The sequence below is a fragment of the Arthrobacter sp. 01T428 genome, from assembly GCF_056398685.1.
Genome location: NZ_JBFTPW010000007.1, coordinates 1 through 25,585 on the forward strand (window position 1 = coordinate 1; position 25,585 = coordinate 25,585).

17 protein-coding genes and 3 pseudogenes are annotated in these 25,585 nt (G+C 65.1%); 9 read left to right on the top strand and 11 right to left on the bottom strand.

Going from position 1 to position 25,585, the window contains the following annotated elements:
- Together AC1DJB_RS09855 and lipB are read right to left on the bottom strand one after the other, a co-directional pair.
- Positions 1–150, bottom strand: a pseudogene (locus AC1DJB_RS09855) (lipoyl synthase); the annotation flags it as partial.
- Positions 147–815: a lipoyl(octanoyl) transferase LipB gene (lipB, locus tag AC1DJB_RS09860; protein WP_059389125.1), complete on the bottom strand. Its 669-nt coding sequence runs from the start codon at positions 813–815 to the stop codon at positions 147–149. The pseudogene AC1DJB_RS09855 and the gene lipB, both read right to left, overlap by 4 nt.
- A gap of 143 nt (positions 816–958) precedes the next feature.
- On the opposite strand from lipB, the gene AC1DJB_RS09865 reads away from it, so the two are divergent.
- Positions 959–2,650, top strand: a complete 1,692-nt coding sequence (locus tag AC1DJB_RS09865) for a serine/threonine-protein kinase (protein WP_476910176.1) — start codon at positions 959–961, stop codon at positions 2,648–2,650.
- Between the two features lie 4 nt (positions 2,651–2,654).
- Here the strand turns inward: AC1DJB_RS09865 and AC1DJB_RS09870 are convergent, their stop codons facing one another.
- On the bottom strand, positions 2,655–3,554 hold the full coding sequence (locus tag AC1DJB_RS09870; RefSeq protein ID WP_476910177.1) for a TIGR01777 family oxidoreductase: 900 nt from the start codon (positions 3,552–3,554) through the stop codon (positions 2,655–2,657).
- A gap of 84 nt (positions 3,555–3,638) precedes the next feature.
- Between AC1DJB_RS09870 and AC1DJB_RS09875 the strand changes: the two genes are divergently transcribed.
- Positions 3,639–7,175: a S41 family peptidase gene (locus AC1DJB_RS09875; RefSeq protein ID WP_476910178.1), complete on the top strand. Its 3,537-nt coding sequence runs from the start codon at positions 3,639–3,641 to the stop codon at positions 7,173–7,175.
- Between the two features lie 85 nt (positions 7,176–7,260).
- Here the strand turns inward: AC1DJB_RS09875 and AC1DJB_RS09880 are convergent, their stop codons facing one another.
- The 5 genes and pseudogenes from AC1DJB_RS09880 to AC1DJB_RS09900 form a co-directional block, all read right to left on the bottom strand.
- On the bottom strand, positions 7,261–7,689 hold the full coding sequence (locus tag AC1DJB_RS09880; protein WP_284990745.1) for an OsmC family protein: 429 nt from the start codon (positions 7,687–7,689) through the stop codon (positions 7,261–7,263).
- 213 nt (positions 7,690–7,902) lie between these two features.
- Complete coding sequence (locus tag AC1DJB_RS09885) at positions 7,903–8,256, bottom strand: hypothetical protein (protein ID WP_306964687.1); 354 nt, start codon at positions 8,254–8,256, stop codon at positions 7,903–7,905.
- A gap of 121 nt (positions 8,257–8,377) precedes the next feature.
- Positions 8,378–10,138: a 2-oxoglutarate dehydrogenase, E2 component, dihydrolipoamide succinyltransferase gene (gene sucB / locus AC1DJB_RS09890; RefSeq protein ID WP_476910179.1), complete on the bottom strand. Its 1,761-nt coding sequence runs from the start codon at positions 10,136–10,138 to the stop codon at positions 8,378–8,380.
- A 22-nt stretch (positions 10,139–10,160) separates the two neighbouring features.
- Positions 10,161–11,369, bottom strand: a pseudogene (locus AC1DJB_RS09895) (dihydrolipoyl dehydrogenase); the annotation flags it as partial.
- A 234-nt stretch (positions 11,370–11,603) separates the two neighbouring features.
- Positions 11,604–13,124, bottom strand: a complete 1,521-nt coding sequence (locus AC1DJB_RS09900; protein ID WP_284990741.1) for a leucyl aminopeptidase — start codon at positions 13,122–13,124, stop codon at positions 11,604–11,606.
- Between the two features lie 319 nt (positions 13,125–13,443).
- On the opposite strand from AC1DJB_RS09900, the gene AC1DJB_RS09905 reads away from it, so the two are divergent.
- The 4 genes from AC1DJB_RS09905 (at position 13,444) to AC1DJB_RS09920 (ending at position 18,709) form a co-directional block, all read left to right on the top strand.
- Positions 13,444–14,382: a proteasome assembly chaperone family protein gene (locus AC1DJB_RS09905; protein ID WP_441437399.1), complete on the top strand. Its 939-nt coding sequence runs from the start codon at positions 13,444–13,446 to the stop codon at positions 14,380–14,382.
- Positions 14,383–14,417: 35 nt separating this feature from the next.
- A complete protein-coding gene (locus tag AC1DJB_RS09910) occupies positions 14,418–15,776 on the top strand; it encodes an MFS transporter (protein ID WP_284990738.1) in 1,359 nt (452 codons plus the stop codon).
- 102 nt (positions 15,777–15,878) lie between these two features.
- Entirely contained in the window at positions 15,879–17,096 is a 1,218-nt protein-coding gene (locus tag AC1DJB_RS09915; RefSeq protein WP_059389117.1) for a DUF4192 domain-containing protein, read from the top strand.
- A 314-nt stretch (positions 17,097–17,410) separates the two neighbouring features.
- Entirely contained in the window at positions 17,411–18,709 is a 1,299-nt protein-coding gene (locus AC1DJB_RS09920; RefSeq protein WP_059389116.1) for an RNA polymerase sigma factor, read from the top strand.
- Positions 18,710–18,799: 90 nt separating this feature from the next.
- Here the strand turns inward: AC1DJB_RS09920 and AC1DJB_RS09925 are convergent, their stop codons facing one another.
- Complete coding sequence (locus AC1DJB_RS09925) at positions 18,800–20,212, bottom strand: aminotransferase-like domain-containing protein (protein WP_441437398.1); 1,413 nt, start codon at positions 20,210–20,212, stop codon at positions 18,800–18,802.
- Between AC1DJB_RS09925 and AC1DJB_RS09930 the strand changes: the two are divergent.
- Positions 20,211–21,170: pseudogene (locus AC1DJB_RS09930) on the top strand (DMT family transporter). The gene AC1DJB_RS09925 and the pseudogene AC1DJB_RS09930 sit on opposite strands and share 2 nt — an antisense overlap.
- Positions 21,171–21,222: 52 nt before the next feature.
- Positions 21,223–21,873 (top strand): FMN-binding negative transcriptional regulator, encoded by a 651-nt coding sequence (locus tag AC1DJB_RS09935; RefSeq protein ID WP_441437397.1) that lies wholly within the window; start codon positions 21,223–21,225, stop codon positions 21,871–21,873.
- Between the two features lie 120 nt (positions 21,874–21,993).
- Here the strand turns inward: AC1DJB_RS09935 and AC1DJB_RS09940 are convergent, their stop codons facing one another.
- Positions 21,994–22,215, bottom strand: a complete 222-nt coding sequence (locus AC1DJB_RS09940) for a DUF7455 domain-containing protein (protein WP_059389114.1) — start codon at positions 22,213–22,215, stop codon at positions 21,994–21,996.
- Positions 22,216–22,437: 222 nt separating this feature from the next.
- On the opposite strand from AC1DJB_RS09940, the gene AC1DJB_RS09945 reads away from it, so the two are divergent.
- Positions 22,438–24,546 (top strand): DNA gyrase/topoisomerase IV subunit B, encoded by a 2,109-nt coding sequence (locus AC1DJB_RS09945; protein ID WP_284990733.1) that lies wholly within the window; start codon positions 22,438–22,440, stop codon positions 24,544–24,546.
- Positions 24,547–24,592: 46 nt separating this feature from the next.
- On the opposite strand, the gene AC1DJB_RS09950 is transcribed toward AC1DJB_RS09945, so the two are convergent.
- Positions 24,593–25,585: a M56 family metallopeptidase gene (locus tag AC1DJB_RS09950; protein WP_306962502.1), complete on the bottom strand. Its 993-nt coding sequence runs from the start codon at positions 25,583–25,585 to the stop codon at positions 24,593–24,595.

Sequence of the window (25,585 nt, forward strand, 5' to 3'; positions counted from 1 at the left end):
GCCTTCTTTTTTCACGAGGTTCTTCAGGCCCACGAATTCCGGGCCCATCTGGACCTTGGCCTTGATCCACTCGGGCTTGCGTTCGACCGGGACGGCTTTGTTGCGCTGTTCAACGCGCAGCAGCTTACGGCCTTCAGGTGCCAGGGTCACTGGAGTGCTCCTTCGGGGCTGGATACGAGTGCTTCTTCGTGCTTGCGGAACTCTTCGATGAAGCGCTCGGCAATGTCGGCCGGGTTGATGGTCTTGCCGGTCTCGATGGACATGGTGGTGACGCTCGCGTCGGTGATGCCGCACGCGATGATCTGTGCGTAGGGAGCGAGGTCATTGCTGCAGTTGATGGCCACGCCGTGCATGGTCACGCCGTCGAGGACGCGGATACCGATCGCGGCGATCTTGCGGTCCGGACCCTTGTCGTCCGCGAGGACCCAGACTCCCGCCCGGCCTTTGACCCGCGTGGCCTTGATTCCGTAGTCCTCCATGATCGCGATCATGACGGCTTCGAGACGCTCGACGTAGTCACGGATCCCGGCGCGGTTCTTCAGTTTGAGGATGGGGTAGGCAATGAGCTGGCCGGGTCCGTGCCAGGTCAATTTGCCGCCACGGTCCACGGGAACAACCGGCGTGCCGTCAAACGGGCGCTCGTGGTCCTCCGTGAGCTTGCCTGCCGTGTACACCGCGGCATGTTCAAGGAGCAAGACGGTGCTGGGTTTGTCGCCGGCAACAACCTTGTTGTGGAGTTCGCGCTGGATATCCCAGCCCTGCATGTAGTCAACGAAATCCGGGGCAAGACCCAGCTGTGAAAACTCAAGAGTCATGGGGACAAGCTTAGACCCCGCGGGGCGCAGGCCATGATTTTGTGGCCAAGCTCTCAGTCGTACTCGGCTTGCTTGCGGGGCTCCGGTCCTTGGCCTGTGGATAACTTCTGCGGGAATCCGCGATTTCCGGTATTTGTTGAGGCATGGAGACTTTTTCGACCTGCGGGAGTGCCCAGGACCGTGAGCGGGACATGCCCTCCCAAGGGATCGAACCTTCCGAACCTGTGATCCCGGGCTTTGTTGCGGTGCGTGAACTGGGCCGCGGCGGAAGAGCCACGGTGTGGCTCGCAACGGAACAGCGGTCGGGGAAAAGCTTCGCCGTGAAATGCCTCGGCCGGAAACCGGAGACGGCGGATCCACGCGACGCCAAGTCATCCCTGCTGCGTGAGGTGCGGCTTCTATCCAGGCTGGACCACGAGCACCTCGTCAAAGTCCATGGCGTTGTTGAGTTGGCAAAGTCCGTCGACGGCGGCTTGGGCGTGGTCATGGACTACGCCCCTGGCGGCTCGCTTGGGCAGTTGGTGTCCAGCAGGGGGAGTCTTGGCGTGGGCGAGACAGTGACCATCCTGACGCCCCTGGCACAGGCCTTGGCCTATCTGCATTGCCAAGGGGTGACACACTCCGATGTTTCGCCCGGAAATGTCCTCTTCACCGCGCAAGGGAAACCGCTCCTCTCGGACATGGGCATTTCCCGCATGGTGGGGGACGCCGCGGGGGTTCCGGACTCGGGCACCCCAGGATTCGCGGATCCTGCTCCGGCTGTCCGGGGGACAGCGGAACTGGAGCCGCAGCGCGATACCTACGCCCTCGCCGCGCTTGGCTGGTATTGCCTCACGGGTTCCGCCCCGGACACTGCGGCACGCCGGCCGCCCTTGACACTCTTGGTGCCTGCGGTGCCTACTGCCTTGGCCGTTGCGATCGAGGCCGGGCTTCATCCAGACGCGCAGCAGCGGCCGTCCGCGGCCGAATTGGGTGTCGCGGTCTACCGAAGCGCACCGCCGGAAGCTGTGGACCTTTCCGTTTCGGTGCACGCGACGGTTGTTCCGGAACTGATGACCCGGCGTCGGGCTTCTGCTCCTCGCCCAAAGCGCGCCCGCATCGCGGCGCTTTTCGGCCGCTTCCGCCCTCCAGGGTCGGGACGCAGACACCGGCGTGCGGTTGCGCCGGTTTCGGCACGACGGCGGGCGGCGCCCGTCGTGCTCGCTCTGGGGATGATTGCGGGCGCCGGATCAGTAGCCGCTGTGTGGTTGGCTGGTGCGGTATGGTGGGCTGGCGATCGAGGACCGGGAGCCGGGCAGACGGCCCCTGGCCCGGCGTCGAGTGCTTCCCAGGAAGAACGGGGCGCGAGCGAGCCCGGCATGCCGCGCAATACCCAGCAGGGGGCCGGTCCCGATAAAGTCCCGGTGGAGGCAGAAGTTCCCGCGGTGGTATGGGGCCGGATCCGATCCGCAAACCCGGAGGAAGCCATACGGGGACTGTCGGCACTCCGGGACAAGGCGCTGAGTTCCGGAAAGTTCGAGCTCCTGGAACACGTTAATGTGCAGGGCTCGGCGGCTGCCGCCTCCGATGGAAAGCTCAAGGACGAATTGCTCGGCGCCGGCTTGGTTCTCGCGGGCTTTTCCACCACCCTCTCGAGCGTGAGTGTGGAGAGACCTTCCAGCCCGGACCGGGCAGCAGTTGCTGTCACGGTGGAAACGTCCGCGTATGAAGAACGGGACGCCGCAGGGGAGATCGTCGGAGCGCGCCCCCGGGGCGAACCACAGGAACTCAGGGTGGTTCTCCTGCGTGGCGAGGACGCGTGGAGGATCACCGAGATCCTGGCCAAGCAGTCTTAAATGATCATTTGCCGCCGCTTGCCACCCATTGGGCGGCATCCGCCAGCGCGGGGTGCTTCCAGGCAAAGCCTGAGTCCACCAGCCGTGCCGGTTCCATGCGCTGGTTGGCGAGGACAAGTTCCTCCGCCAGATGGCTGCCGAGGACCAATCGCAGCGCGGGGGCAGGTACGCGAAGGAACGCAGGCCGGTGCAGGGCCGCCGCCAACTGCGCAACGATGGCGTTGACGTCAGCGCTTTCCGGGGCGCACACGTTGACGGGACCTTCGAGCGCCGAGTTGAGCAGGTATTCGAAGGCTGAAACTTCATCCACAAGGGAAATCCAGGGCCAATATTGCCGGCCGTTTCCCAACGGTCCGCCCACGCCCATCTTCAACAACGGAAGAAGCGGCCCCAGCGCTCCGCCATCAGGGCTGAGGACCACGCCGGTACGCGGCGTCACCACCCGCACGCCGGCAGGCGCCGTGTGGGCGGCGGCCTCCCAATCGACGCACAGGGTGGCCAGCATGCCTTTGCCTGGCCCCGCGTCTTCCCGGAGCAGGCCGGCACGGGACGAGCCGTAATAACCCGAGGCGGACTGGCTCAGGAATGTTCCGGGCGGAGTTCCCAGCCGTCCCATGGCTGCCGTGAGAGTTTTTGTGGTCCGCAATCGTGAGTCGATAATTTCGCGCACGCGTGCTTTGGTCCAGCGCCGCTCCCCGATGCCTGCACCGGAGAGGTTGACCACAGCGTCTGCGCCATCGAGTACCGCCTCATCCAGTTGGCCCGCGGCCGGATCCCAAGAGGCTTCGCCGGTTCCTGCAGGCGGGCGGCGAACCAGCCGGACGACGTCGTGCCCGCTGCCGAGGAGATGCGCGGAGAGCGCAGTTCCGATGAATCCCGAGGCACCCGATATCACGATTCGCATGCCCTATCTCATCATGGCAAGCATCACTCCGGCATTACGGCAGGCCTCAAAAGCCCTCGCGACTCCTTTGACTATGATCGAACAATGACCTCCTCCAGCTACTTCCGTTTCCCGCATTTGCACGGTGATTTGATCACCTTCGTGGCCGAAGACGACGTTTGGATTGCGCCCGTGGCCGGAGGCCGCGCGTGGCGGATTTCGGCCCAGCAGCTCCCTGCGCGCAATCCCCGCTTCACCCCGGACGGCAAGCGGCTTGTGTGGACGACGATCGTCGGGGCTGCTCCCGAGGTGGTGACAGCGAACGTCGACGGCGGCGGGTACCGGCAGTTGAGCTACTTCGGTCACAGCACCACCCGTGTCAAGGGATTCACCTCCTCAGGCGACGTTGTGGTCACGACGGCTTTTGAACAGGCCGAGGGGCGGCACACGCATGCTTACGCCTTGCCGTTCGACGGCGGCCCCGCCGTCGAGCTTCCTTTCGGCCCCGTCGAATCGGTGGCGTTCGGCCCGGAAGTGGGGGACGAGCGACCCGTTGTCCTTGCCAGTGTGCTCTCGCGCGAGCCTGCCTGGTGGAAGCGGTACCGTGGCGGTACCGCGGGCAAACTGTGGATCGACGCCGACGGGAACGGCGAGTTCGCCCGCTTGCTTTCCGGGCTCGACGGGAACCTCGCGGACCCGCTGTGGGTAGGCGGACGGATCGCCTTCCTCTCGGATCACGAGGGCTACGGAAATCTTTACTCGGTGCGGCCGGACGGTTCGGACCTGCGCCGGCACACCGATCACGAGGACTTCTACGTCCGGCACGCCGCGAGCGACGGCAAGCGGGTCATCTTCGAATCGGCTGGCGAGTTGTGGATCCTGCCGAGTCTTGAGTCCGACGCCGAGGCAGTACGGCTTGACGTCAGCCTGGGCTCGGCATCCCAGTCGCGGCGGCCGGCACCCCTCAAAGTCGCCGCCCACTTGGGCGACGTCTTCCCCAACGCGGCCGGTTCGGCAAGCGCTGTGGAATCCCACGGAACCATCCACTGGCTGCGCCACAAAGACGGACCGTCCCGCGTTGTCGAAGCGACTCCCGGCGTGCGGGCACGGCTTCCCCGGCCCCTTATTGACGGTCGTATCGCCTACGTAGCGGACCATGACGGCGTCGACGCCATCTACATCAAGAGGATTGCCCCGCGCTTGTCGCAACCGGCGGTCGAAGCACCAGTCCAGGACGCCGCACCCGCCCGACGCGAAGGTGAAGAGGACGGCGCCGGACAACTGCCCCGCCCCGTCTCGGCATCGGCGATCACGGGACAGCCCGCGACGTCCGGTGTTCGGCTGCAGGAACCGCACGCGGAGCCAGCTGCGGCGTCCGCGGATAGCGTGACTGCACCGATGAGCGCCACACGTGGCGGAGCCGAAGAGCCACGGCTCGACTTCCTGAGGATCGATTTCCCCAGGGCAGCCCGTCCAAGCGCCCTCGAAGCCAGTCCCGATGGCAAGTGGCTTGCCGTGGGTACCGCGTTCGGGGACGTTTACCTGGCCGACACTGCCAATGGCACCTTGTCGCGGCTTGTCAGCGTAGGGGACGGCAGCATTGACGGCCTCGCGTGGTCGCCGGACGCGCAATGGCTCGCATGGTCAGAGCCTGTGACATCCTTCGGCTCACGGAGCAAGTTGCGCATGGTCAACACCGCCAACCCTGGAGACATCGTGGAGGTCACGGACGGCCGCTTCTGCGACGAATCGCCGGCCTTCACTCCCGACGGAAAATTCCTGGCGTTCCTCTCGAACCGCAGCTTCGATCCCGTGTACGACGGCCATGCCTTCGACCTGTCGTTCCCCAGCCCCATCAAGCCGTACCTTGTGGCACTCGCTGCAGCCACTCCTTCGCCCTTCGGCCCGGTAGTGGACATGCTGGACGAGGAGGAAGCGGACGCCGTACCCGAAGGGGAGAACGGCGCAAGGAACGCCGAGAAGGACGGTACCGGGGATGGTGCCGGAACCGCCGTCACGGTCCGGGTGGACCGTGAGGGCCTGCCGTTGCGCGTCATCGGCGTCCCGGTGCCGCAGGGCAACTACTCGGCGCTTTCGGCCTCCAGCGGCGCGCTGCTGTGGCTCGATACCCCCCTCTCAGGCGTCACGGGAGATGGCCGTGGCACGGTGCAGGACAAGGCACCTGCTCCAGCGCTGGTCCGCTACGAGCTTTCGAAGCAGAAACAGGTCACACTCGTCCCCGCCGTGGAGCGCTACCGACTCTCCGGAGACGGCAAGAAACTGGTCTTCGTCAATGACAAGCAGGTTGTCGCCGTACCATCCGAGGCCAAGGCCGAGGAAGAATCGGGAGAGCTTGTCAAGGTTGAGCTGAACCGGATCCGGATGGTCTTGGATCCGTTGTCCGTATGGGGACAGGCATTCGACGAAGCATGGCGGCTGCAGCGGGACTTCTTCTGGACCGAAGACATGGCGGGCCAGGACTGGGATTCGGTCTACCGGCGGTACCGTCCCGTCGTCGAACGCCTCGGCTCGCACGACGACCTGGTGGACCTTCTGTGGGAACTGCACGGTGAGCTTGGCACGTCCCACGCATACGTTCGTCCGGCTGCGGTGGGCGAACCAGGGAGCAACGGCCAGGGCAGGCTCGGTGCCGACCTCAAGCTCACGGAAGCCGGTTGGGAGATCACGCGCATCCTCGCGGGAGACACTTCCGACCCTCTGGCCAACTCGCCGCTGACCCGGCCGGGAGCCGACGCGAAGGTGGGCGACGTGATCCTGGCGATCGACGGCGTCGGGCTCTCCGCAGACCGTACTCCGGCCAAGCAACTGGTGGGCGCTGCGGGCCGGACCGTGGAACTCACGATCCTGAACGGCGGCCGGCACGCCGGGGCGGCAGGCCGGCAGCGGCGGATCGCCGTGGTTCCCGTGAAGGATGAGGAACGCTTGCGGTACCAGGAGTGGGTGCACGCCAACAGGCGCACCGTGCGCGAGGCCTCGAATGGAAAGTTCGGCTATCTGCATGTACCGGACATGATGGCCAACGGCTGGGCGCAGCTTCACCGGGACCTTGACACCGAGACCGCGCTGGACGGGTTGATTGTCGATGTCCGGCGGAACCGCGGTGGCCACACGTCGCAGCTCGTGGCTGAACTGATCGGCCGCAAGGTCACCGGCTGGAGCATGCCGCGCGGCGAAAAGCCGCGTACGTACCCGCACCACGCCCCGCGCGGCCCCGTCATTATCCTCGCCGACGAATTCGCCGGCTCCGACGGCGACATCATCACGCAGGTGTCCAAACTCCGCGGCATCGGCCCGGTCATCGGCACCCGGACCTGGGGCGGCGTGGTCGGCATCGACAACCGTTTCGCCCTGGCTGACGGCACCGGCGTGACCCAGCCGCGCTATGCCACGTGGTTCTCCGGCGGCATCGGTTGGAGCGTGGAGAACTTCGGGGTTGAGCCTGACATCGAAGTAGTGTTCCCGCCGCACGCCTACGCGGCCGGTACCGATCCCCAGCTGGAGTACGGGATCGGCGCGCTCAAGGAAATGGTGCAGGAACTACCCACGGACCGGCCACCGGTGCGTGAAGGCTACCGCAAGCTCCGCCCGGCCGCGTTGCCCGCAAGGCCGCAAAAGAGCTAGCTGGAGGCCCGCACGACGAAGTCCCCGCCCTTCCGGAAGGAAAGGCGGGGACTCGCTTTTTGGACAGGTTTCGGACGGGTTGCCGCTAGGAAGCGAGCGTGGCATCCAGCGTGATCGGGGTTGCCCGGAGTGCCTGGGAAACCGGGCAGTTGAGCTTGGCGTCTTCGGCGAGGCGCTGGAATTCCTCTTCGGAAACACCCGGGATGCGTGCGCTCACGGTCAGGTGGATGCCCGTGATGCCTTCGCCTGGCTGGAAGGTGACGTCGGCCTTGGTGTTGACCTCCTCCGGCGCGAAGCCTGCGCCTGCGACGCCGTTGCTGAAGGCCATCGAGAAGCATGCCGAGTGCGCGGCGGCAATCAGCTCTTCGGGGCTGGTCTTGCCCTCTGCGGACTCCGCGCGGGCCTTCCAGGTGACGTTGAAGGTTCCGAGTCCGGAGCTGTCCAGCGTGGTGTTGCCGGCGCCTTCGATCAGGTTGCCGTTCCATACGGTGTGTGCGGTGCGTGTTGTTGCCATGTCCACTCCTCAGCGTCGTTGCGAATTGGCATCCGGATACCGGATGCCGCCGGGTTCAATCCTAGGGATTCGACGGCGGCCGCGCACCGCTTGTCCGCTCTCAGAGGATTGTGACTGCCGTGGTTCGGGCGGCCACGGATTAAGCGGCGACGGCCGCCCGGACGAATGGTCCAGGCGGCCGCGCGGTTTGCTCCGGTCAGCGCTTTTCCGCTCCTACTGCCAGATCGTTGCGATGGCGATGTTGAGCAATCCCAGGCCGCCGACGCCATGGGCCAGTCCTGTTGAGACCGGTTCGCCCTTCTTGACCTTGCGTGAGCCGATGACGGCGAGCACGGCCACGGCGAGGCCGATCGCGAACTTGATGCCCAGCTTGAAGTAGTCGGGGTGGGCGTTGGGCAGCATGGGGAGGATTCCCATCATGGCAATGCCGGTGATCAGCTGCACGAAGGCGCCGTCGCGCTGGCGCGGGTGGACGGTCGGCTGCTTCATGGTGGCGATCCAGTAGCCCACAATCATGGCTGCGCCGACGATATGCAAGAACAGCAGGACGTTGAAGAGGATAGTCATGGCTCCAGCTTAGCCAGATTCTTCTACGAGCCGTAGCAAAGCCACGGAAGAAAATGCATGCAAAGACGGGAAGGTCCCGGCGGTTTCCCGCCGGGACCTTCCCGTCACGTGATGATACTTATTAGAGGCCGAGGTCGGCTTCGAAGGCACCTTCCTCAAGGCGGGCCCTGAGGGTCTGCAGGAAGCGGCCGGCGTCGGCACCGTCAACCAGGCGGTGGTCGTACGTGAGGGACAGGTACATCATGGAGCGGATGGCGATCGAGTCGTCACCGTTTTCGTCCGCAACCACGACAGGACGCTTGACGATCGCGCCGGTGCCCAGGATGCCCACCTGCGGTTGGTTGATGATCGGCGTGTCGAACAGTGCGCCGACAGAACCGATGTTGGTGATGCTGAACGTACCGCCGGACAGCTCGTCCGGACCGATCTTCCCCTGGCGGGTGCGGCCGGCGACGTCGGCGATCTTGCTGGCCAGGCCGGCAAGGTTCAGGTTGCCGGCGTCGGAAATGACCGGAACCAGCAAGCCCTTGTCGGTGTCCACCGCAATCGCGAGGTGTTCCGCGTTGTGGTAGGTGATTTCCTGCTTGTCTTCGTCATACGCAGCGTTCAGCTTGGGGTGCTGCTTCAAGGCTTCGGCCACGGCCTTGGCGATGAATGGCAGGAAGGTCAGCTTGACGCCGTTCTGGGCCTCGAAGGAGCCCTTGGCCTTGAGGCGGAGCTTGGCGATCTTGGTCATGTCGACCTCGTGCACCTGGGTCAGCTGCGTTGAAGTTTCGAGGGACTCGCGCATGCGGCGGGCGATGACCTGGCGGATGCGGGGAGCCTTCTCCACGGTACCGCGGAGCGAGGAAGCAGCCACGGGGGCGGCAGCAGGCTTGCCGGGTGTCGCGGCTGCGGCCGCCGGCGCAGAAATCGATGCTGCCTGCGCAGCCGTTTTCATTGCGTCGGCTGCGGCGAGCACGTCCTGCTTCCGGATACGGCCGCCGACGCCGGTGCCCGTCACGGTGGTGATGTCGACACCGTTCTGGTTGGCAAGCTTGCGGACGAGCGGGGTGACGTAACCGGACTCGCTCGAAGACGCTGCGGGTGCCGGAGCTGCTGCCGGCGCGGGTGCGGCTACCGGGGCAGCCGGTGCTGCGGGTGCCGGTGCTGCTGCCTGCGCGGGTGCGGCTTCAACGACGGGTGCCGGTGCGGCGGGGGCTGCAGCCACAGGTGCCGGGGCTGCGGGTGCTGCCGCAGGTGCGGGTGCCGCTGCGGCGGGGGCGCCCGAGCCGATGACGGCAAGGACAGAGCCGACTTCAGCGGTCTCGTCCTCGTTGACGCGGATCTCAAGCAAAGTACCGGCCACGGGGGAGGGGATCTCGGTGTCGACCTTGTCGGTGGAGACCTCGAGGAGCGGTTCGTCCACCTCGACGCTGTCGCCCACGGCCTTGAGCCAGCGGGTGACGGTGCCTTCGGTGACGCTTTCACCCAGGGCGGGGAGAGTCACATCGTGACCCGATGCCTCGCCGGAAGCTGCCGCCGGGGCTGCGGCTTCTTCGGCAACGGGAGCCGGTGCTGCTTCAGGTGCCGGTGCTGCTTCAGGTGCGGGGGCTGCCGGTGCTTCTTCCGCAGGTGCGGCGGCGGGCGCTGCAGCGCCGTTGCTGCCGCTGCCGATCCGGACCAGGGGAGCGCCGACTTCGGCGGTCTCGTCTTCAGCCACGAGGATTTCTTCGATAATGCCGGCAATAGGAGACGGGATTTCAGTGTCTACTTTGTCGGTGGAAACTTCGAGCAGGGGCTCGTCGACTTCCACTCGGTCACCAACCTGCTTGAGCCAGCGAGTGACGGTGCCTTCGGTGACGCTTTCACCAAGGGCGGGCAAGTTAACGGATTCAGACATGTCGTCCCCGTTCTCCTTATTGATCTTTAGTGCGGATGAGTGTTGCCTGCTGGGGTCCTGCGCCCGCAGTTCGTGGGATGGAGCTCTTGCCGTTGCCGGCCAGGTTGTATTCCTGGGTCTGGACCTGGTCCTCGCCGAACTTCTCCTTGGCGCCCTTTTCGGTGTAGCCGACGGTGGCGATTTCAGGTTCGCAGAAGGTGACCTTCGGGATGTTCACGTCTTCCACGACTACCGGGTTCAGGCCGGCGATCTCTTCGGCGACGAAGATGCCCTGCTGGTAACCGCGGTGGGCCAGCTGGACGCCCGGGACGATGTCGCCGACGGCGTAGACGTTGCCGACGCCGGTGTGCAGGCGCTCGTTGGTGATGACGAAGCCGCGGTCGATGGTGACGCCTGCCTCTTCGTAGCCGAGGTTGGCGGTGACGGGGCCACGGCCAACGGCAACCAGGAGGAGATCGGCTTCGAAGGTCTGGCCGTCAACCAGGGTGACCTTCACTCCGTTGTCGTCCTGCTCGACGCCCTGGAAGAAGACGCCGGTGCTGAACTTGATGCCGCGCTTCTTGAAAGCGCGCTCAAGGTTCTTCACGATGGCGGTGTCTTCGTTCGGAACGAGGGAGGGGAGGCCTTCGACGATCGTGACGTCGACGCCGAAGGACTTCCACACGGAAGCGAATTCGACGCCGATGACGCCGCCGCCGAGGACGATGACGCTCTTGGGGATGTAGTCCATGGTCAGCGCTTCATCGGACGTGATGACGCGGCCGCCGATTTCCAGGCCGGGCAGGGAACGGGAGTAGGAACCCGTGGCCAGGACGATGTTCTTGCCCTTGTAGGCTGTGCCGTCCACGACGACGGTGTCGGTGCCCTGCAGCTTGCCTTCGCCTTCGATGACCGTGATGCCCTTGGACTTGATGAGTCCCTGCAGGCCCTTGTACTTACCGGCGACGATTCCGTCCTTGTAGGCGTTCACGGCCGTGATGTCGATGCTGTCCAACGTGACGTTGACGCCGTACTTGGCGGAGTCGCGTGCGTGGTCGGCCAGTTCGGCCGAGTGCAGCAGGGCCTTGGTGGGGATACAGCCGTTGTGCAGGCAGGTGCCGCCGAGCTTTCCCTTCTCGACGAGGCCAACGGTGAAACCAAGCTGAACGGCACGCAGAGCCGTGGCGTAGCCGCCGCTGCCGCCACCGAGTACCAGGATGTCGAATTCTTGCGCAGTTGCCTGATCGGCCACTAGGACGCTCCCTCGCGTGAGCGATGACACGCGACTACGCGTCATCTGGTCTTGGAACTTGTACTGCCGCGATTATGCCAGCACCGAAGTTCTCTTGCATTTGTGACTACCGTGGTTCACCTTAGCGAACCACTTATCCATGCTCCACCCTGCCGGGGCATTTGTGGGGCGCTTGTGGCCAGACTCACGTCGGGCCGTGGGGCCGGTCATGAACCGGCCCCACTTGGGACTTGCTTAGGCTGTCGCCAGCACGTCTTCGACGTAAGCGAGCAGCGTCCGGACAGTGCAGCCGGTGCCTTGCTTGGGCGTGTAGCCGTAGGGGCTGCCGTTGTTGAAGGACGGGCCGGCGATGTCGACGTGCGCCCAGGGGATCTGCTTGCCCTCGGCGTCCTTCCCGACGAACTCACGCAGGAACACGGCCGCCGTCATCATTCCACCGTGGCGTTCGCCGATGTTGGCGATGTCCGCCACCTGCGAATCAAGGCTGGCCCGAAGCTCCTCCGGCAGCGGCATCGGCCACACGAGTTCGCCCGCGCGATCTGCCGCGGACTTGAGCGCGCCCGTGACGGAGTCGGAACCCATGACTCCGGCAGTGCGGTTGCCGAGGGCGATCAGCTGGGCGCCCGTCAGCGTCGCGACGTCGATGATGGCGTCCGGCTGCTCGAGGCTGGCCGCGACGATTCCGTCCGCCATGACCAGGCGTCCCTCGGCGTCGGTGTTGAGGACCTCGACCGTCTTGCCGCCGTACACGGTAAGGACGTCTGCCGGGCGCTGTGCAGCGCCCGAGGGCATGTTCTCGGCGATGCAGAGCCACGCGGTCACCTTGACGGGCAACCCGAGCCCCGCGACGGCCAGGACAGTATTAAGTACGACGGCGGCGCCCGCCATGTCGCTCTTCATGTCGCCCATGCCGAGGGCCGGCTTGATGGAAATGCCGCCCGTGTCAAAGGTGATGCCCTTACCGACCAGGGCGATCTTCTTGGTGGCCTTGGCCGGGGCGTACTCCACCTTGACGAGGCGCGGCTGGCGGGTCGAACCTTTTCCAACGCCCAGGATTCCGCCGAACCCGTCCTTTTCGAGGCGTTTTTCGTCCCACACGGTGACCTTGACCGGCAGCCCCTTGGAGAGTTCCTTGGCAGCTTCGGCAAAGGACTCCGGGTAGAGGTGGCTCGGAGGCTCGTTGACCAGCGTGCGGGTGGCGTTGACCGCGCGTCCCACGAGCAAGGCCCGATCGAGCGCGGGCTGGACGTCCTTGCCGTCAAACGCCGTGTGGATCAGGACCTTGCCGACCGGGTCCTTGAGGCCGTCCTTGCTGGAGCGGTGCTCTGTATAGGAATAGGAACCCAGCACAGCGCCTTCGGCGACGGCTGCGACGTCGGCGAGGGACGCCGTCGGGAGGGCCAGCGTCACGGAGGACAAACCGGCAAGTTGGCGGACGGCGGATCCCGCAGTCCGGCGCAGGGTTTCCTCGGCCAGGAGGGCGTCGTCGGCGACTTTGCCGACACCCGCCAGGACGAGGACGCCCGAACCGGTCTCCGGAAGACCCGGCAGACGGTGTACCTGATCGGCTGCTCCCGTGATGCCGAGGAGGCCCAATGAAGCCGCGAGGGTTTCCGCGGCCTTCGCGCCCAAGGGGTTCCCGAGCAGTACCGGCCCGTCTTCCCCCTGACCGACGGCTATCACGAGTGCGTCGCTGGGCGCCTTCTTCAGGTCCTTGGCGATAGTGCCAAGGGTGATGTCTGTAGTCTTCACCACGAGGATTTGTCCTCATCTCTCTCTGCATGGCTTGGCCGGGCTGCATGTTAGGCGCCCGGCCCTGGTACCCCTCCGTTGTCCGCCTGGGACAACGTCGGTGGTTGCTTGGGTCCGCACACGGCGGCACGTCTCGATCGTAGTCTGTCTGCCGCGCCGGAAAGCAATTAAATGAGAGTTGCGGCACATTGGCCGACAGGAATGCGCGGCCCGTCCGGGGCGTTGTACCAATACAGGGAGCGTGGCCGGCCGCCAAGGCATCCGCTGCGGCGTGCAGCCGCCTGCTCCTCCAATGAACTTGAAACTGCGAAAGGAACATGCCGTGCTTGAACGGATTTCCGGCTCACTCCTTGACCCTGAGTCGCTCTACGCGAGCAACATCGAGCTCTTCCACAGCCCGGACACCAGGGGCCTCAACATGCTGATGGGCTTCACGGGATTCGCTGACGCCGGGCACGTGGTCCAGCAGATCAACCGGGAACTGCTGGATACGCTCGAAGTCGAAACGGTGGCTGTGTTCGACGCCGACCAGCTCATCGACTACCGCACGCGCCGTCCCCACATCAGCTTTGTCGAAGACCATCTGGAAGACTACAAAGCCCCTCAATTGGCGCTTTACAAGCTGAATGACGGCTTGGGCGAGCCGTTCCTGTTGCTTGCCGGTTTTGAACCGGACCTCCAGTGGGAGCGTTTCGCGCGCGCCGTCGTCGGGATCGTGGAAAAACTGGACGTCAACCTGGTGACCTGGATCCACTCCATCCCTATGCCGGTTCCGCACACCCGGCCGGTTGGTGTCACGGTGCACGGCAACCGTCCGGAACTCATCGAGGGCATTTCCACGTGGAAGCCGACGGTCGAGGTTCCTGCGGCCATTGGCCACATCCTCGAGTTGCGGCTGGCCGAAGCCGGGCGGAAAGTGGCCGGGTATGTCATCCACGTCCCGCACTACCTTGCGGATGCCGAGTACCCGCCGGCAGCGGTGGCGGGACTCGAATACCTCGGTGCAGCCACGTCCCTGATGCTGCCGACGGACCGCCTTCGCGAGGCCGGCAGGGAAGTGGGCAGGCAGATCGCCGAACAAGTGGAAGCATCCGAGGACGTCCAGCAGGTCGTTTCCAAGCTGGAGTCCCGCTATGACGACAAGGCCGAGGGAACGGTCCGCCGTTCCCTGCTGGCCGACGAGAACGACGAATTGCCCAACGCCGAGGATCTGGGCGCGGCGGTTGAGGCGTATCTCGCACGTAAAGATGCGCGCCCATAAAGCAGCTTTAATGCGGCCCCGGGCATAATGGAAGGGTGAACGCACCCCGCGCCTGGCTCATTTGGACGATCGGGGTGCTTGCCTACCTTGTGGCAGTGGCCCAGCGCACATCCTTTGGTGTGTCCGGGCTGGAGGCTACCGAACGGTTCCATGCCAGCGCGGCGGCCATCTCCTTCTTCACCGTGCTTCAGCTGCTGGTCTACGCAGGCCTCCAAATACCGGTTGGGCTCCTGGTTGACCGCTTCGGCTCGCGCGCCATGATCGCCAGCGGTGCCGTACTCATGGGCCTCGGTCAACTCCAGCTGGCATATGCCGACGCTGTTCCGGCTGGAGTGCTCGGCAGGGTCCTGGTCGGCGCCGGGGACGCCATGACCTTCGTCTCCGTGATCCGCCTCGTGCCGATCTGGTTCGCGCCGGCGAGGGTTCCGCTCGTCACTCAGCTGACGGGAATGTCGGGCCAGCTCGGCCAGCTCATCAGTGTGGTGCCCTTCGCCCTCGTCCTTCATTCGGCAGGCTGGAACACGGCTTTCCTGGCGTTGAGCTCGTTGTCCGCGCTCGCCGTCGTCCTTGTCCTTGCCTTGCTCAGGGACGTTCCGCCGGGCCACCCGCCCAGGGAGAACGCGCAGGGGCTGCGCGCCACGGGCGTGACCCTCGCGCGTGCCTGGAAGCAGCCCGGCACGCGCCTGGGACTCTGGTGCCACTTCACTGTCCAGTTCAGCGGCAACGTCTTCGCCATGTCCTGGGGCTACCCGTTCCTGGTCTCGGCGCAGGGCCTGAACCCGGCCACTGTGTCCGCCCTGATGGGACTGTTCGTCGTCACCAGCATTCTCGTGGGCCCTCTGTTTGGAACCTTCGTGGCCAGGCACCCGATGCGGCGCTCGGCCATGGTGCTCCTGATCACGGCGGCTACGGCACTTGCCTGGGCTGCTGTCCTGCTGTTGCCCAGCAGGGCGCCCCTGTGGTTGCTTGCATTGCTCGTGATTGCCCTGGCGATCGGCGGACCCGGGTCCATGATCGGCTTTGATTTTGCCCGGACATTCAATCCTTCCCACAGGATTGGTACCGCCACGGGCATCGTCAATGTGGGCGGCTTCGTTGCCGCGCTCCTGACGATCTACTTGGTTGGGCTCATCCTCGACATTCTCCACACGAGTGGTTTCTCGGGCGGGGAGCTGTACGGCCTGGCGTCCTTCCGCATCGCATTGAGCGTGCAGTTCCTGTTCCTTCTCGTGGGCACGGTGTTGATCCTCATGACCCGTCGCAAGGTGCGCCGTCAGATGGCCGCCCAAGGCGTCCACGTCCCGCCGCTCCTCGTGTCGTTGGCGAACCAGCGCCGGCGCCGCGTGGAATTGCGCCGCGAACGTCTCGCGAAGCAGCGGAGTTCCACGCCGTAGCCTGTTTTCGCGGTGTTCCTCCACAGGGGTCGACGGACACCTTTGTCCACATAGGGCAATTGAGGCCTGCCGTGGCCCGCCATTGATGCCGATGCTGGATTCATGACAGCAGACAACCGCGTGACCGTCTTCCGGCCCGAGGACATCCTCGGCTTCATTCCCCACGCCTTGGGGCTCTGGCCAAAGGAGAGCCTCGTTGCCATCACGCTGCGGGGGCAGACACTTGGCGCCACACTCCGCGTGGACCTTCCGGGCGAGAGATCCGACCGCGCGCTTGCCGCGTACTCACGGAGGATCGGTGAGTATCTGGAAGCGGACCATGACGCCGACGGCGTGCTCTTGGCATTCTTCAGCGACGACGGTTGGGACGCCGGCGGCGCCGTGCCGCACGGCCTGCCGCTGCTGGAAGCCCTGGTACGCGTCCTGGATCATCGGGGCTTGGTGTTGCGGGATGCATGGTTCATTGGTTCCGACTACTGGCGAAGCGCATTCTGCACCGATGTGGAGTGCTGTCCCCTTCCCGGCCGTCCCGTAGACCAGATCCTCGATAGCCGGCTCAACGCGGAAATGGTGTTCCGGGGGAGCAACGTCTTGGAATCGCCACTGTTGTTGGGGCCTGAGGACGAGCCCGTCCGTGATCCGGAATTCATGCGCACGGAAGACGCCACGCTTGGGGAATTGCTCCGGCTATGGCGGAGCAGGAAGGCATTCGAAGAAATGCTGGATGTGTGGAGCGGGGTCCTCGATTCCGGCCGCCCAGCGGAGTTCGACTGCGAGGCTGCGGCGTTCCTCCGGGCAAGCCTGCGGGTCTCCGCCTGGCGCGACGCCGTGGTGGTCCTGGCGGCTGCCGGGAAAACCGTCGCTTGTGGCGGTGCGGAGGCCTTCGGCTTCTTTGACCAAGACGACGATGAACAGGGTTCCTTGGTCGTTCCGCCCGGTCTCTGTCCCCCTCCACCAGCAGCGGGCAAGCGGACTCCGGCCACGGATGTCAGCGTCTTGCGCTATGGAGACGTGCTCCTGGGCCTCTACCCGGAGAACCCCGACTGGAGACGGTTGACGAGCCTGGACGGGGTTCTGGCGATGCTCTCCCGGCGCAGTGGTGGGGAGGCGCGCGCTGCAACGCTTACGATCCGGGGGTGGATTCAGTGGTGCCGGGGGAGCGGTTCGTTCGCCCGCGAGCTCCTGTCCCAGGCTGACGCTGAACAACGGGGCTATCGACTCGCGGAGTTGCTCGCCGAGGTGGTGAGGCGCGGAACAGTCTGCGGCTGGGCCAAAAGCAAGTCGTCCGCGTGGCGGAAGTTCGGTGGTGCGGTGGCATGACTCCAAGCCCCGGGGTGACTCCAGGAGCGTCACATTGAGTGAAATCCGTGCGGCACGTAATTGTCTGCCCGGTAGCGGATATCGACCCCCGGAACTCAAAACCGTGAGACAATGGTTGCCGAGACCCGGTTGGGTCCGTGTTTCAAGTGCCGTTAACGTCCCCTGAACTCTAGGGAACATTAAGGCGCCGTCGGGAGTTTTACGTAGAGACTCTGCAGTCGGCGATGGCACTTGATGTTGATCACGGACTTGACAGGGTCATAGTGGTGTTGCCCCCATGGTGATTCCACAGACCGCCGCTAGAAAGGTTTTCTGTGACCCCGTCTTCCGCCGAGAAGGAACCCGCCGCCCTGGCCGAACTGTCCGCCGAAGAAAAGAAGGCGGCTACAGCTGCGAAGCGTGCGGCAACGCGTGCTGCCAATGCTTCGACTGCAGGTGCAGACAAGCCGGCACCCAAGAAGCGCGGGCCCAAGCCCGGCGCCAAGGCCGCTGCCGAAGCAGCCAACAAGTCCGCCGGCGCCGACGAGGACTCCGAAGAAGAAGCCGAGGATTTTGACGCCGTCGTTCCCGACGAAGCAGAGCTCACGGAGGAAGTCGAAGAAGGCGAAGAGGGCAAGAAGCCCGCGACCACCGGCTCCGGCTTTGTTTACTCGGATGCCGATGACGATGACGCGCCTGTCCAGCAGGTCATGTCAGCCGGTGCCACGGCCGACCCCGTCAAGGACTACCTGAAGCAGATCGGCAAGGTTGCCCTGCTGAACGCGGAGCAGGAAGTCGACCTTGCGCTCCGCATTGAAGCGGGTCTCTTCGCAGAAGAGAAGATCAATGCCGACGACGGCTCCATGGACCCGAAGCTCAAGCGTGAACTCGAGTTCATCATCCACGACGGCAAGAGGGCCAAGAACCACCTCCTCGAAGCCAACCTGCGCCTCGTGGTCTCGCTGGCCAAGCGCTACACAGGCCGCGGCATGCTCTTCCTGGACCTCATCCAGGAAGGCAACCTGGGCCTGATCCGTGCAGTGGAGAAGTTCGACTACACCAAGGGCTTCAAGTTCTCCACCTACGCCACTTGGTGGATCCGTCAGGCCATCACCCGCGCCATGGCGGACCAGGCCCGTACCATCCGCATCCCGGTGCACATGGTGGAAGTCATCAACAAGCTGGCACGCGTCCAGCGCCAGATGCTCCAGGACCTTGGACGCGAACCTACGCCTGAGGAACTTGCCCTCGAGCTGGACATGACTCCCGAGAAGGTCGTTGAAGTCCAGAAGTACGGCCGCGAGCCCATCTCGCTGCACACTCCGCTGGGCGAGGACGGCGATTCCGAATTCGGCGACCTCATCGAGGACTCCGAAGCGGTTGTGCCCGCGGACGCCGTAAGCTTCACCCTCCTCCAGGAACAGTTGCACTCAGTGCTCGATACCCTGTCCGAGCGGGAAGCAGGCGTCGTCGCGATGCGCTTCGGCCTTACCGACGGCCAGCCGAAGACTTTAGACGAAATCGGCAAGGTCTATGGAGTCACCCGCGAACGCATCCGTCAGATCGAATCGAAGACGATGTCAAAGCTGCGCCACCCCTCGCGGTCGCAGGTTCTGCGCGACTACCTTGACTAAAGCAACGGACGCCATGCCTTAGCCGGCACCGCCCGTCAAAAGTGGACCCCCGGATTCCCCGGGGGTCCACTTTTGCATCAGCGGCTGTATCTAAGGGCTGTTCCGTTCGAGCGCGTGGCCAAGGATGCGGGCACCTTCCGGGAACGCCGATGGGTTGGGTCCCGCATAGTTGAGCCGGATGAACGGTCCCGCCGGTTCGGCGGGGAACCACTCAGTACCGACCGCGATCATCACCCCGGCACTCTCGCAGTCACGGGTCAGCCCCTCGAGGTCCGTGCCGTCCGGCAGGCGTGCCCAGAGATTCAGCCCTCCCTTGGGGATGAGGCTGAGGTGGGCCTGGGGGGCGTGCTCACGAAGGCTCGTGACAAGGAGGTCGCGGCGCGACTGAAGCTGATGGCGGAGGCTGCGCAGATGCGTCTGCCAGGCCGGCTGCGTGACCACATCGAGTGCCGCAGCCTGGAGGAGCCCGCTGACGTACATCGACTCGGCTGCCCGGTCCGCAAGGATGCGTTCGCGGGCCGGGCCGCGAGCAATGACCGCGGCAACGCGGATGGCGGGTGAAACGCTTTTCGTGAGGGAGCGCAAGTAGACCACATGGCCCGAATCGTCACGTGCGGCGATGGGTACCGGCGTCGACGTGATGCCGAAGTCGTGGGCCCAGTCGTCCTCGACGAGGAAGGCGCCGTACTCCCGGACAACATCCAGGACTTCTTCCCCACGGCGGGCGGACCACTGCGCACCGGTGGGGTTGGCATAGTTCGGTTGGGCGTAGAACAACCGGGCGCCCGTCTCCTCAAAGGCCCTGGCCAATTCTTCGGGCTCGGGCCCCTCGGCTCCGCTGGGCACCGGGACGATGCGGACTCCGGCCTGGGTCGCGGCCAGGATGGCTCCCCAGTAGCTCGGGGATTCCATGAGCAGTGGCTGCCCGTGGCCCACCAATGCCGTGAAGATGGAGCTGAGGCCTCCTTGGCTTCCCGGCAGGACGATGACGTCGCTCGGTGTCGGCGGGGTGAGTCCTGCCGGCGTCGCGGTGCCGAGTTCGTGCGCGAACCAGGACTGCAATTCGGGAAGTCCCGGCGCCGGAGGTCGGGACAGGGCAGCGTCGCCGCGGGCCACGCGGGCGAGAGCGGCCCGGACAAGCCGTTCCGGCAGGAGTTCCCGGTCCGGGTATCCGGAGTGGAAGGCAATAGTGGCGTTCGAGGTGTCGCGCATCGTGGTGGAGGCTGAGCGGGAAGGAGCCTGCGGCGCACGCAACGCTGCGGTTTGCCAGCCGTAGTCCGAGGGGCGCGCTGTCCGGACGGCCCGGACGAAGGTCCCGACGCCGGGCCGGCTCTCGATCAAGCCCTGCGAAGTGAGCGTCTGCAAGGCCTTCTGCACCGTCACAGGGCTGGCCTGGTACTCGGCAACCAGTGACCGCGTGGACGGCAGCCGGGATCCCGGAGCGGCCCCGGTGATCCATTCCCGCAGTCGCATCGCAATCCTGGAACTGCTATCGTTGTTCATGAAAGACAATAGTAGCGCTACTACAATTATTCGAGAAGTGATACCGTCCCGCTCGATAACGGGCCTCTGGTGGGGCCTCCTCGGAGTAGCGGCGTTTTCCTTCACTGTTCCCTTCACCCGAGTGGCGGTGGGTGGCCTGTCGCCGCTGTTCATCGGCTCCGGCCGTGCCGTCGTCGCAGCGATACTCGCGGCATCCGCCCTCGTGCTCACCAGGCAGCGCCTTCCGCGAGGCAAACAATGGGCACGGCTCGCGGTGGTCGCCGCCGGGATTGTTGTCGGCTTTCCGCTACTCACCTCATTCGCGCTTACGACGGCGCCGGCCAGCCACGGCGCTGTCGTCATCGCCCTGCTGCCTGCTGCGACGGCAACCGCCGCGGTGCTCCGCGGGCGTGAGCATCCTCCGGCAGCCTTCTGGCTGGTCACGGCCGTAGGGGCCGTTGCGGCCATCGGATTTGCCCTATCGCAGGCCGGTAACCCAGCGCAGTCCGGTGGGTTCGGGCAACTCAACTGGGCAGACGTGCTCCTCCTCGGCGCCGTCGTTTCCGCGGCCATCGGTTACGCGGAAGGTGGCCTGCTCCCCCGCGAACTCGGCGCATGGCAGACCGTATCCTGGGCGCTCGTCCTGGCCCTGCCGTTGATGGCCGGCCTGACAGCACTCTCCGTGTCCCAGCAGCCGCCGTCAGCCTCACCGGTCCAATGGGCCGCTTTTGCATACCTCGGAGTCGTCAGCATGTTCTTCGGCTTCGTCGCCTGGTACCGGGGCCTCGCCGTCGGGCCCATGGCCAAGGTCAGCCAGGTATAACTCATCCAGCCCGTGCTGAGCATTTGCTGGGCAGGGCTGTTGCTGGGCGAATCCCTGGGCTGGACCACGATCGTCGGCGGGCTGGCCGTCATCGCTTGCGCCGGCATCGCGGTCCGGGTCCGCCTCAATCCGCAGCCCGCCGACCAAGGCCGCTGAAGACCAATAGAACACCGAGACCACCCGCCACAGAAAAGGAAGAATAGAACCCATGTACATCCCAGCGCACTTCGAGGCCGGTCCTGACGTGATCCACGACCTCCTGACGCGGCCAGGTGCAGCCAATCTGGTCACCATGACATCACAGGGCATGCTCGCGACTTTCCTGCCGCTCATCTACGAGCCCTCGATCGGCGAACACGGCGCGCTCCACGGACACCTCGCCCGAACCAACCCGCAATGGTCCGAGCCCTCGATCGGGGAATCACTCGTCATCATCCAGGGCGCGGACGCCTACATCTCGCCTACCTGGTATGCATCGAAGGAAGAGCACGGACGCGTCGTCCCGACGTGGAACTACTCCACGGCCCACGTTTACGGCAGGCTTGCCGTCCATGACGACGCCGAGTGGCTCGGGAATCATGTCAGGCAGCTGACCGGGCTCAATGAAGCCCGTTCCGAGCGGCCGTGGTCCGTGGATGACGCCCCGGAGCGCTACGTCTCCGGCCAGTTGCGTGCGATCGTCGGCATCGAGCTGGTGATCAGCCGTATCGAGGCGAAGGCAAAACTGAGCCAGAACCGGCCCGATAAAGACATCATTGGGGTCGTGGCCGGCCTTGGCGCCCAAGGGCACCAGGAGATCGCTGCCGACGTGGCCAGGGCCAGGCAGGATAGGACGCACCGGGACGCGGGCCGCGCCTAGGCAACGTTGCGGCCTGGGCCGGGAGACCCCGGTTAACGAAGCGGCCCCCTCCGTCCGGAGGGGGCCGCTGTCTCTATGAAGTTTTGTCAGCCAGGTGGCCGCGGGGGCCAGCCATTGGGGCTAGTCGGCGAGGACGGGTTCCTTCTCCTGAAGGCGCGCCGTCTCGTCATGCCAGTCCGAAGTCATCGGCCGCAGCGTGGCCTCTACTGCACGTGCGTGGTGGCCGCAGAAGAGCAGCTCACCGCCGGAGGACTCGAGTACAACGCGGACATATGCCTGGGCCCCGCAACGGTCGCACCGGTCGAGTGCATTGAGTGTGCGGTCTGCAACTGCTGTTGTCATGTTCGGCCTCCTTAGTAGTTCTGTGTATCCATATAACCAGCATTCGAAGCAAAACCATGGCAAGGATGGGTCACGTTCGCTGTCCGCGTATCACATGTGCGTAACACCGGGAAGTGGCGTCCAGCACGATTGGGAGTGGCAGCTCTCGTCCGGGCTCCGGGGCAGCTAGCCTAGGAGGAGTGTTTTTTGCCTCTGTTACACCCCCGAAGGAGCGCCCCGCCCGTGGCACCGAGTTCTGAATACAACGCCCGGCACCTTTCAGTTTTGGAAGGACTGGAGGCGGTCCGCAAACGTCCGGGCATGTACATCGGCTCCACCGACTCCCGCGGCCTCATGCACTGCCTGTGGGAGATCATCGACAACTCCGTGGACGAGGCGCTGGCAGGCTTCGGACACGACATCCAGATCATCCTCCATGCGGACAATTCGGTGGAAATCCACGACGACGGCCGCGGCATCCCCGTGGACCTGGAACCCAAGACCGGGCTCACCGGCGTCGAAGTTGTCTTCACCAAACTTCACGCAGGCGGAAAGTTCGGCGGTGGCTCCTACACGGCGTCCGGCGGTCTGCACGGCGTTGGCGCGTCGGTAGTGAACGCGCTCTCCGCCCGTCTGGACGTGCAGGTGGACCGCGGCGGCAAGACCTACCAGATGTCCTTCCGCCGGGGCGAGCCCGGACGGTTCAAGGACACCGGCTCGAAGCTCAGCCCGACGTCGGTCTTCGAACCGTTCGTCGAGAACTCGGTGCTCGACGTCGTCGGCAAGGCCAAGCGCGGCGTCACCGGTACCCGCATCCGCTACTGGGCAGACCGGCAGATCTTCACCCCGGACGCGAAGTTCGCCTACGAGGACTTGGCCGCGCGCGCCCGCCAAACGTCTTTCCTCGTTCCGGGCCTCAAGCTCACTGTCCGGGACGAGCGCCGGCTCCCCGGCACCCCCGGCGAGAGCGGCCCGCACCAGGAGGTCTTCCACCACGACGGCGGCATTTCCGAATTCGTCGACTTCCTCGCCGCGGATTCGGGCGTCACGGATATTTGGCGGCTCCATGGCGCGGGCAAGTTCAAGGAAACCGTTCCGGTCCTTGACGAAAACGGGCACAGCAAGATCGCTGAAGTGGAACGCGACTGTGAAGTGGACATAGCGCTGCGCTGGGGAATCGGCTACGAAACCACCATGCGGAGCTTCGTCAACATCATCGCCACGCCCAAGGGTGGCACGCACCAGGCCGGCTTTGAGCAGGCACTCCTGAAGACGTTCCGCAAGGCCGTCGAAACGAACGCGCGCAAGCTCAAAGCGGGCAACGACAAGATTGAAAAAGACGACGTCCTGGCTGGCCTCACGGCAGTGCTGACGGTCCGCTTGGCCGAGCCGCAATTCGAGGGCCAGACCAAGGAAATCCTGGGGACATCGGCTGTCAGGGCGATTGTTGCCAAGGTGGTCGAGGATGAGATCACCGCGCGCCTGAACTCGGCGAACCGCAACGACAAGGCCCAGTCCGCCCTGCTGCTCGAGAAAATCGTCAGCGAAATGAAGTCCCGTATCTCGGCCCGCGTCCACAAGGAAACGCAGCGCCGGAAGAATGCGCTGGAAACGTCGTCGATGCCCACCAAGCTGGCAGATTGCCGCACGGACGACGTCGGACGCTCTGAGCTGTTCATCGTGGAAGGTGACTCCGCCCTGGGCACCGCAAAGCTGGCGCGGTCCTCGGACTTCCAAGCGCTGTTGCCGATCCGTGGCAAGATCCTGAACGTGCAGAAAGCCTCGGTGGGGGACATGCTCTCCAACGCGGAGTGCGCAGCCCTCATCCAGGTGGTGGGTGCCGGCTCGGGCCGCAGCTTCGACATCGACGCCGCCCGCTACGGCAAGGTGATCCTGATGACCGATGCAGACGTCGACGGCGCGCACATCCGTACGCTGCTGCTCACCTTGTTCTTCCGGTACATGCGTCCGATGATCGACGAGGGCCGGGTATATGCGGCCGTCCCGCCGCTGCACCGTGTGGAAGTCATCAACGCCGGCCAGAAGGCCAACGAGATGATCTATACGTACTCGGAGGCCGAACTGCACGTCCTGCTGGCCAGGCTCGCCAAGGAGGGCAAGCGCTACAAGGAGCCGATCCAGCGCTACAAGGGCCTCGGCGAAATGGACGCCGAACAGCTCGCCGAGACCACGATGGATCCGCGCCACCGCACCCTCCGCAAAGTGGGGATCGAGAACGCGAAGATGGCGGAGGACACCTTCGACCTACTCATGGGATCGGACGTCGCCCCGCGCAAGGACTTCATTATTGCCGGCGCAGCGGACCTGGACCGGGAACGCATCGACGCCTGATCCGGTGGGCCTGCGTAGCCCGGCAGCCTGCTCAGTCCAATCCGGTTCAGCCCAGCAAACCCGGGACAATCAGCAAGCCTGTCGGCACAGCGAGCAACATGGCTGACGCCGCGAGGACCAGGGCGCGCTGGGCTGCCGGAAGCGGTGGCTTGGGTGAGAGCAGCCGGCTGACGCGCGACGCCGTCGTACGCGGTGAATCGGCACCGCCGGTGCCGCTCAAGGTGCTGCCTTCGGGGGAAGCGTCGTCGCTGCTTGTTCCGGGCGGGGCGAATTGCTCCACGGGACGGGCGGAACCGCTGGCCACGATCGCGATCGCCTTGATGAGTGTTCCTTTGCTTTCGGTGCGCAGGGCCACGTCATCGGCGAGCATTTCGATCAGGGAGTTGACCGCAACCTGGGCGAGCCGCGTGGTGGGGAACCAGGGGAGTGCCTGGCGCCACGCCGCGAAGGCCCACAAGAGAAGGTCATGGCGTTGCGAGAGGTGGGCATTCTCGTGGATGAGGACGGCCCGGAGCTCGGCAGGCTCGAGGGCAGCCATCAGGCCGTCGGACAGGACGGTCACCGACCGTGCGCCGCCGGGCAGGCAGTACGCAACGGGGGAGTCGTGGTTGATGACCACGGTGCCGGGGCCGTCGTCGGACGGTGAGGCCAGGAGTGCGAGGAGTTCGCGGTGCCTCCGCCGCTGCCGCTCGATCTTGACGTAGGTGAGCAGCAAGGTGAATACGAGATGGGCGCTCAACAGTGCCGCGGCGGACAAAGCGAACAAGTGCCAGAAGCCCAGTGCCGTGGTGGGCTCGTTGTGGAGCACCATGCCGGCCAGGGAACGCAGGCCCGCAATGAGGTTGTCGCCGATGGGCTCGAGCCCGTAGACGAGCATGGCGCCGATCATGGAGAGGCCACCGGCGAGTGCGATGGCCTGCCAGAGGACCATTGCCATGAAGGGTGCGCGTGACGGCCATTCGGCGCGCGACAAAAGGACAGGAACCGGCCAGGCCAGCACCAAAGCAAGGACCGCCAGAAAATATGAGGTCCAGAACAT

What these genes read in the sequence shown, in the direction of transcription:
- lipB (WP_059389125.1), bottom strand. Translation starts at nt 815, where the DNA reads ATGACTCTTGAGTTTTCACAGCTGGGTCTTGCCCCGGATTTCGTTGAC.
- AC1DJB_RS09865 (WP_476910176.1), top strand. Translation starts at nt 959, where the DNA reads ATGGAGACTTTTTCGACCTGCGGGAGTGCCCAGGACCGTGAGCGGGAC.
- AC1DJB_RS09870 (WP_476910177.1), bottom strand. Translation starts at nt 3,554, where the DNA reads ATGCGAATCGTGATATCGGGTGCCTCGGGATTCATCGGAACTGCGCTC.
- AC1DJB_RS09875 (WP_476910178.1), top strand. Translation starts at nt 3,639, where the DNA reads ATGACCTCCTCCAGCTACTTCCGTTTCCCGCATTTGCACGGTGATTTG.
- AC1DJB_RS09880 (WP_284990745.1), bottom strand. Translation starts at nt 7,689, where the DNA reads ATGGCAACAACACGCACCGCACACACCGTATGGAACGGCAACCTGATC.
- AC1DJB_RS09885 (WP_306964687.1), bottom strand. Translation starts at nt 8,256, where the DNA reads ATGACTATCCTCTTCAACGTCCTGCTGTTCTTGCATATCGTCGGCGCA.
- sucB (WP_476910179.1), bottom strand. Translation starts at nt 10,138, where the DNA reads ATGTCTGAATCCGTTAACTTGCCCGCCCTTGGTGAAAGCGTCACCGAA.
- AC1DJB_RS09915 (WP_059389117.1), top strand. Translation starts at nt 15,879, where the DNA reads ATGACAGCAGACAACCGCGTGACCGTCTTCCGGCCCGAGGACATCCTC.
- AC1DJB_RS09925 (WP_441437398.1), bottom strand. Translation starts at nt 20,212, where the DNA reads ATGAACAACGATAGCAGTTCCAGGATTGCGATGCGACTGCGGGAATGG.
- AC1DJB_RS09935 (WP_441437397.1), top strand. Translation starts at nt 21,223, where the DNA reads ATGTACATCCCAGCGCACTTCGAGGCCGGTCCTGACGTGATCCACGAC.
- AC1DJB_RS09940 (WP_059389114.1), bottom strand. Translation starts at nt 22,215, where the DNA reads ATGACAACAGCAGTTGCAGACCGCACACTCAATGCACTCGACCGGTGC.
- AC1DJB_RS09950 (WP_306962502.1), bottom strand. Translation starts at nt 25,585, where the DNA reads ATGTTCTGGACCTCATATTTTCTGGCGGTCCTTGCTTTGGTGCTGGCC.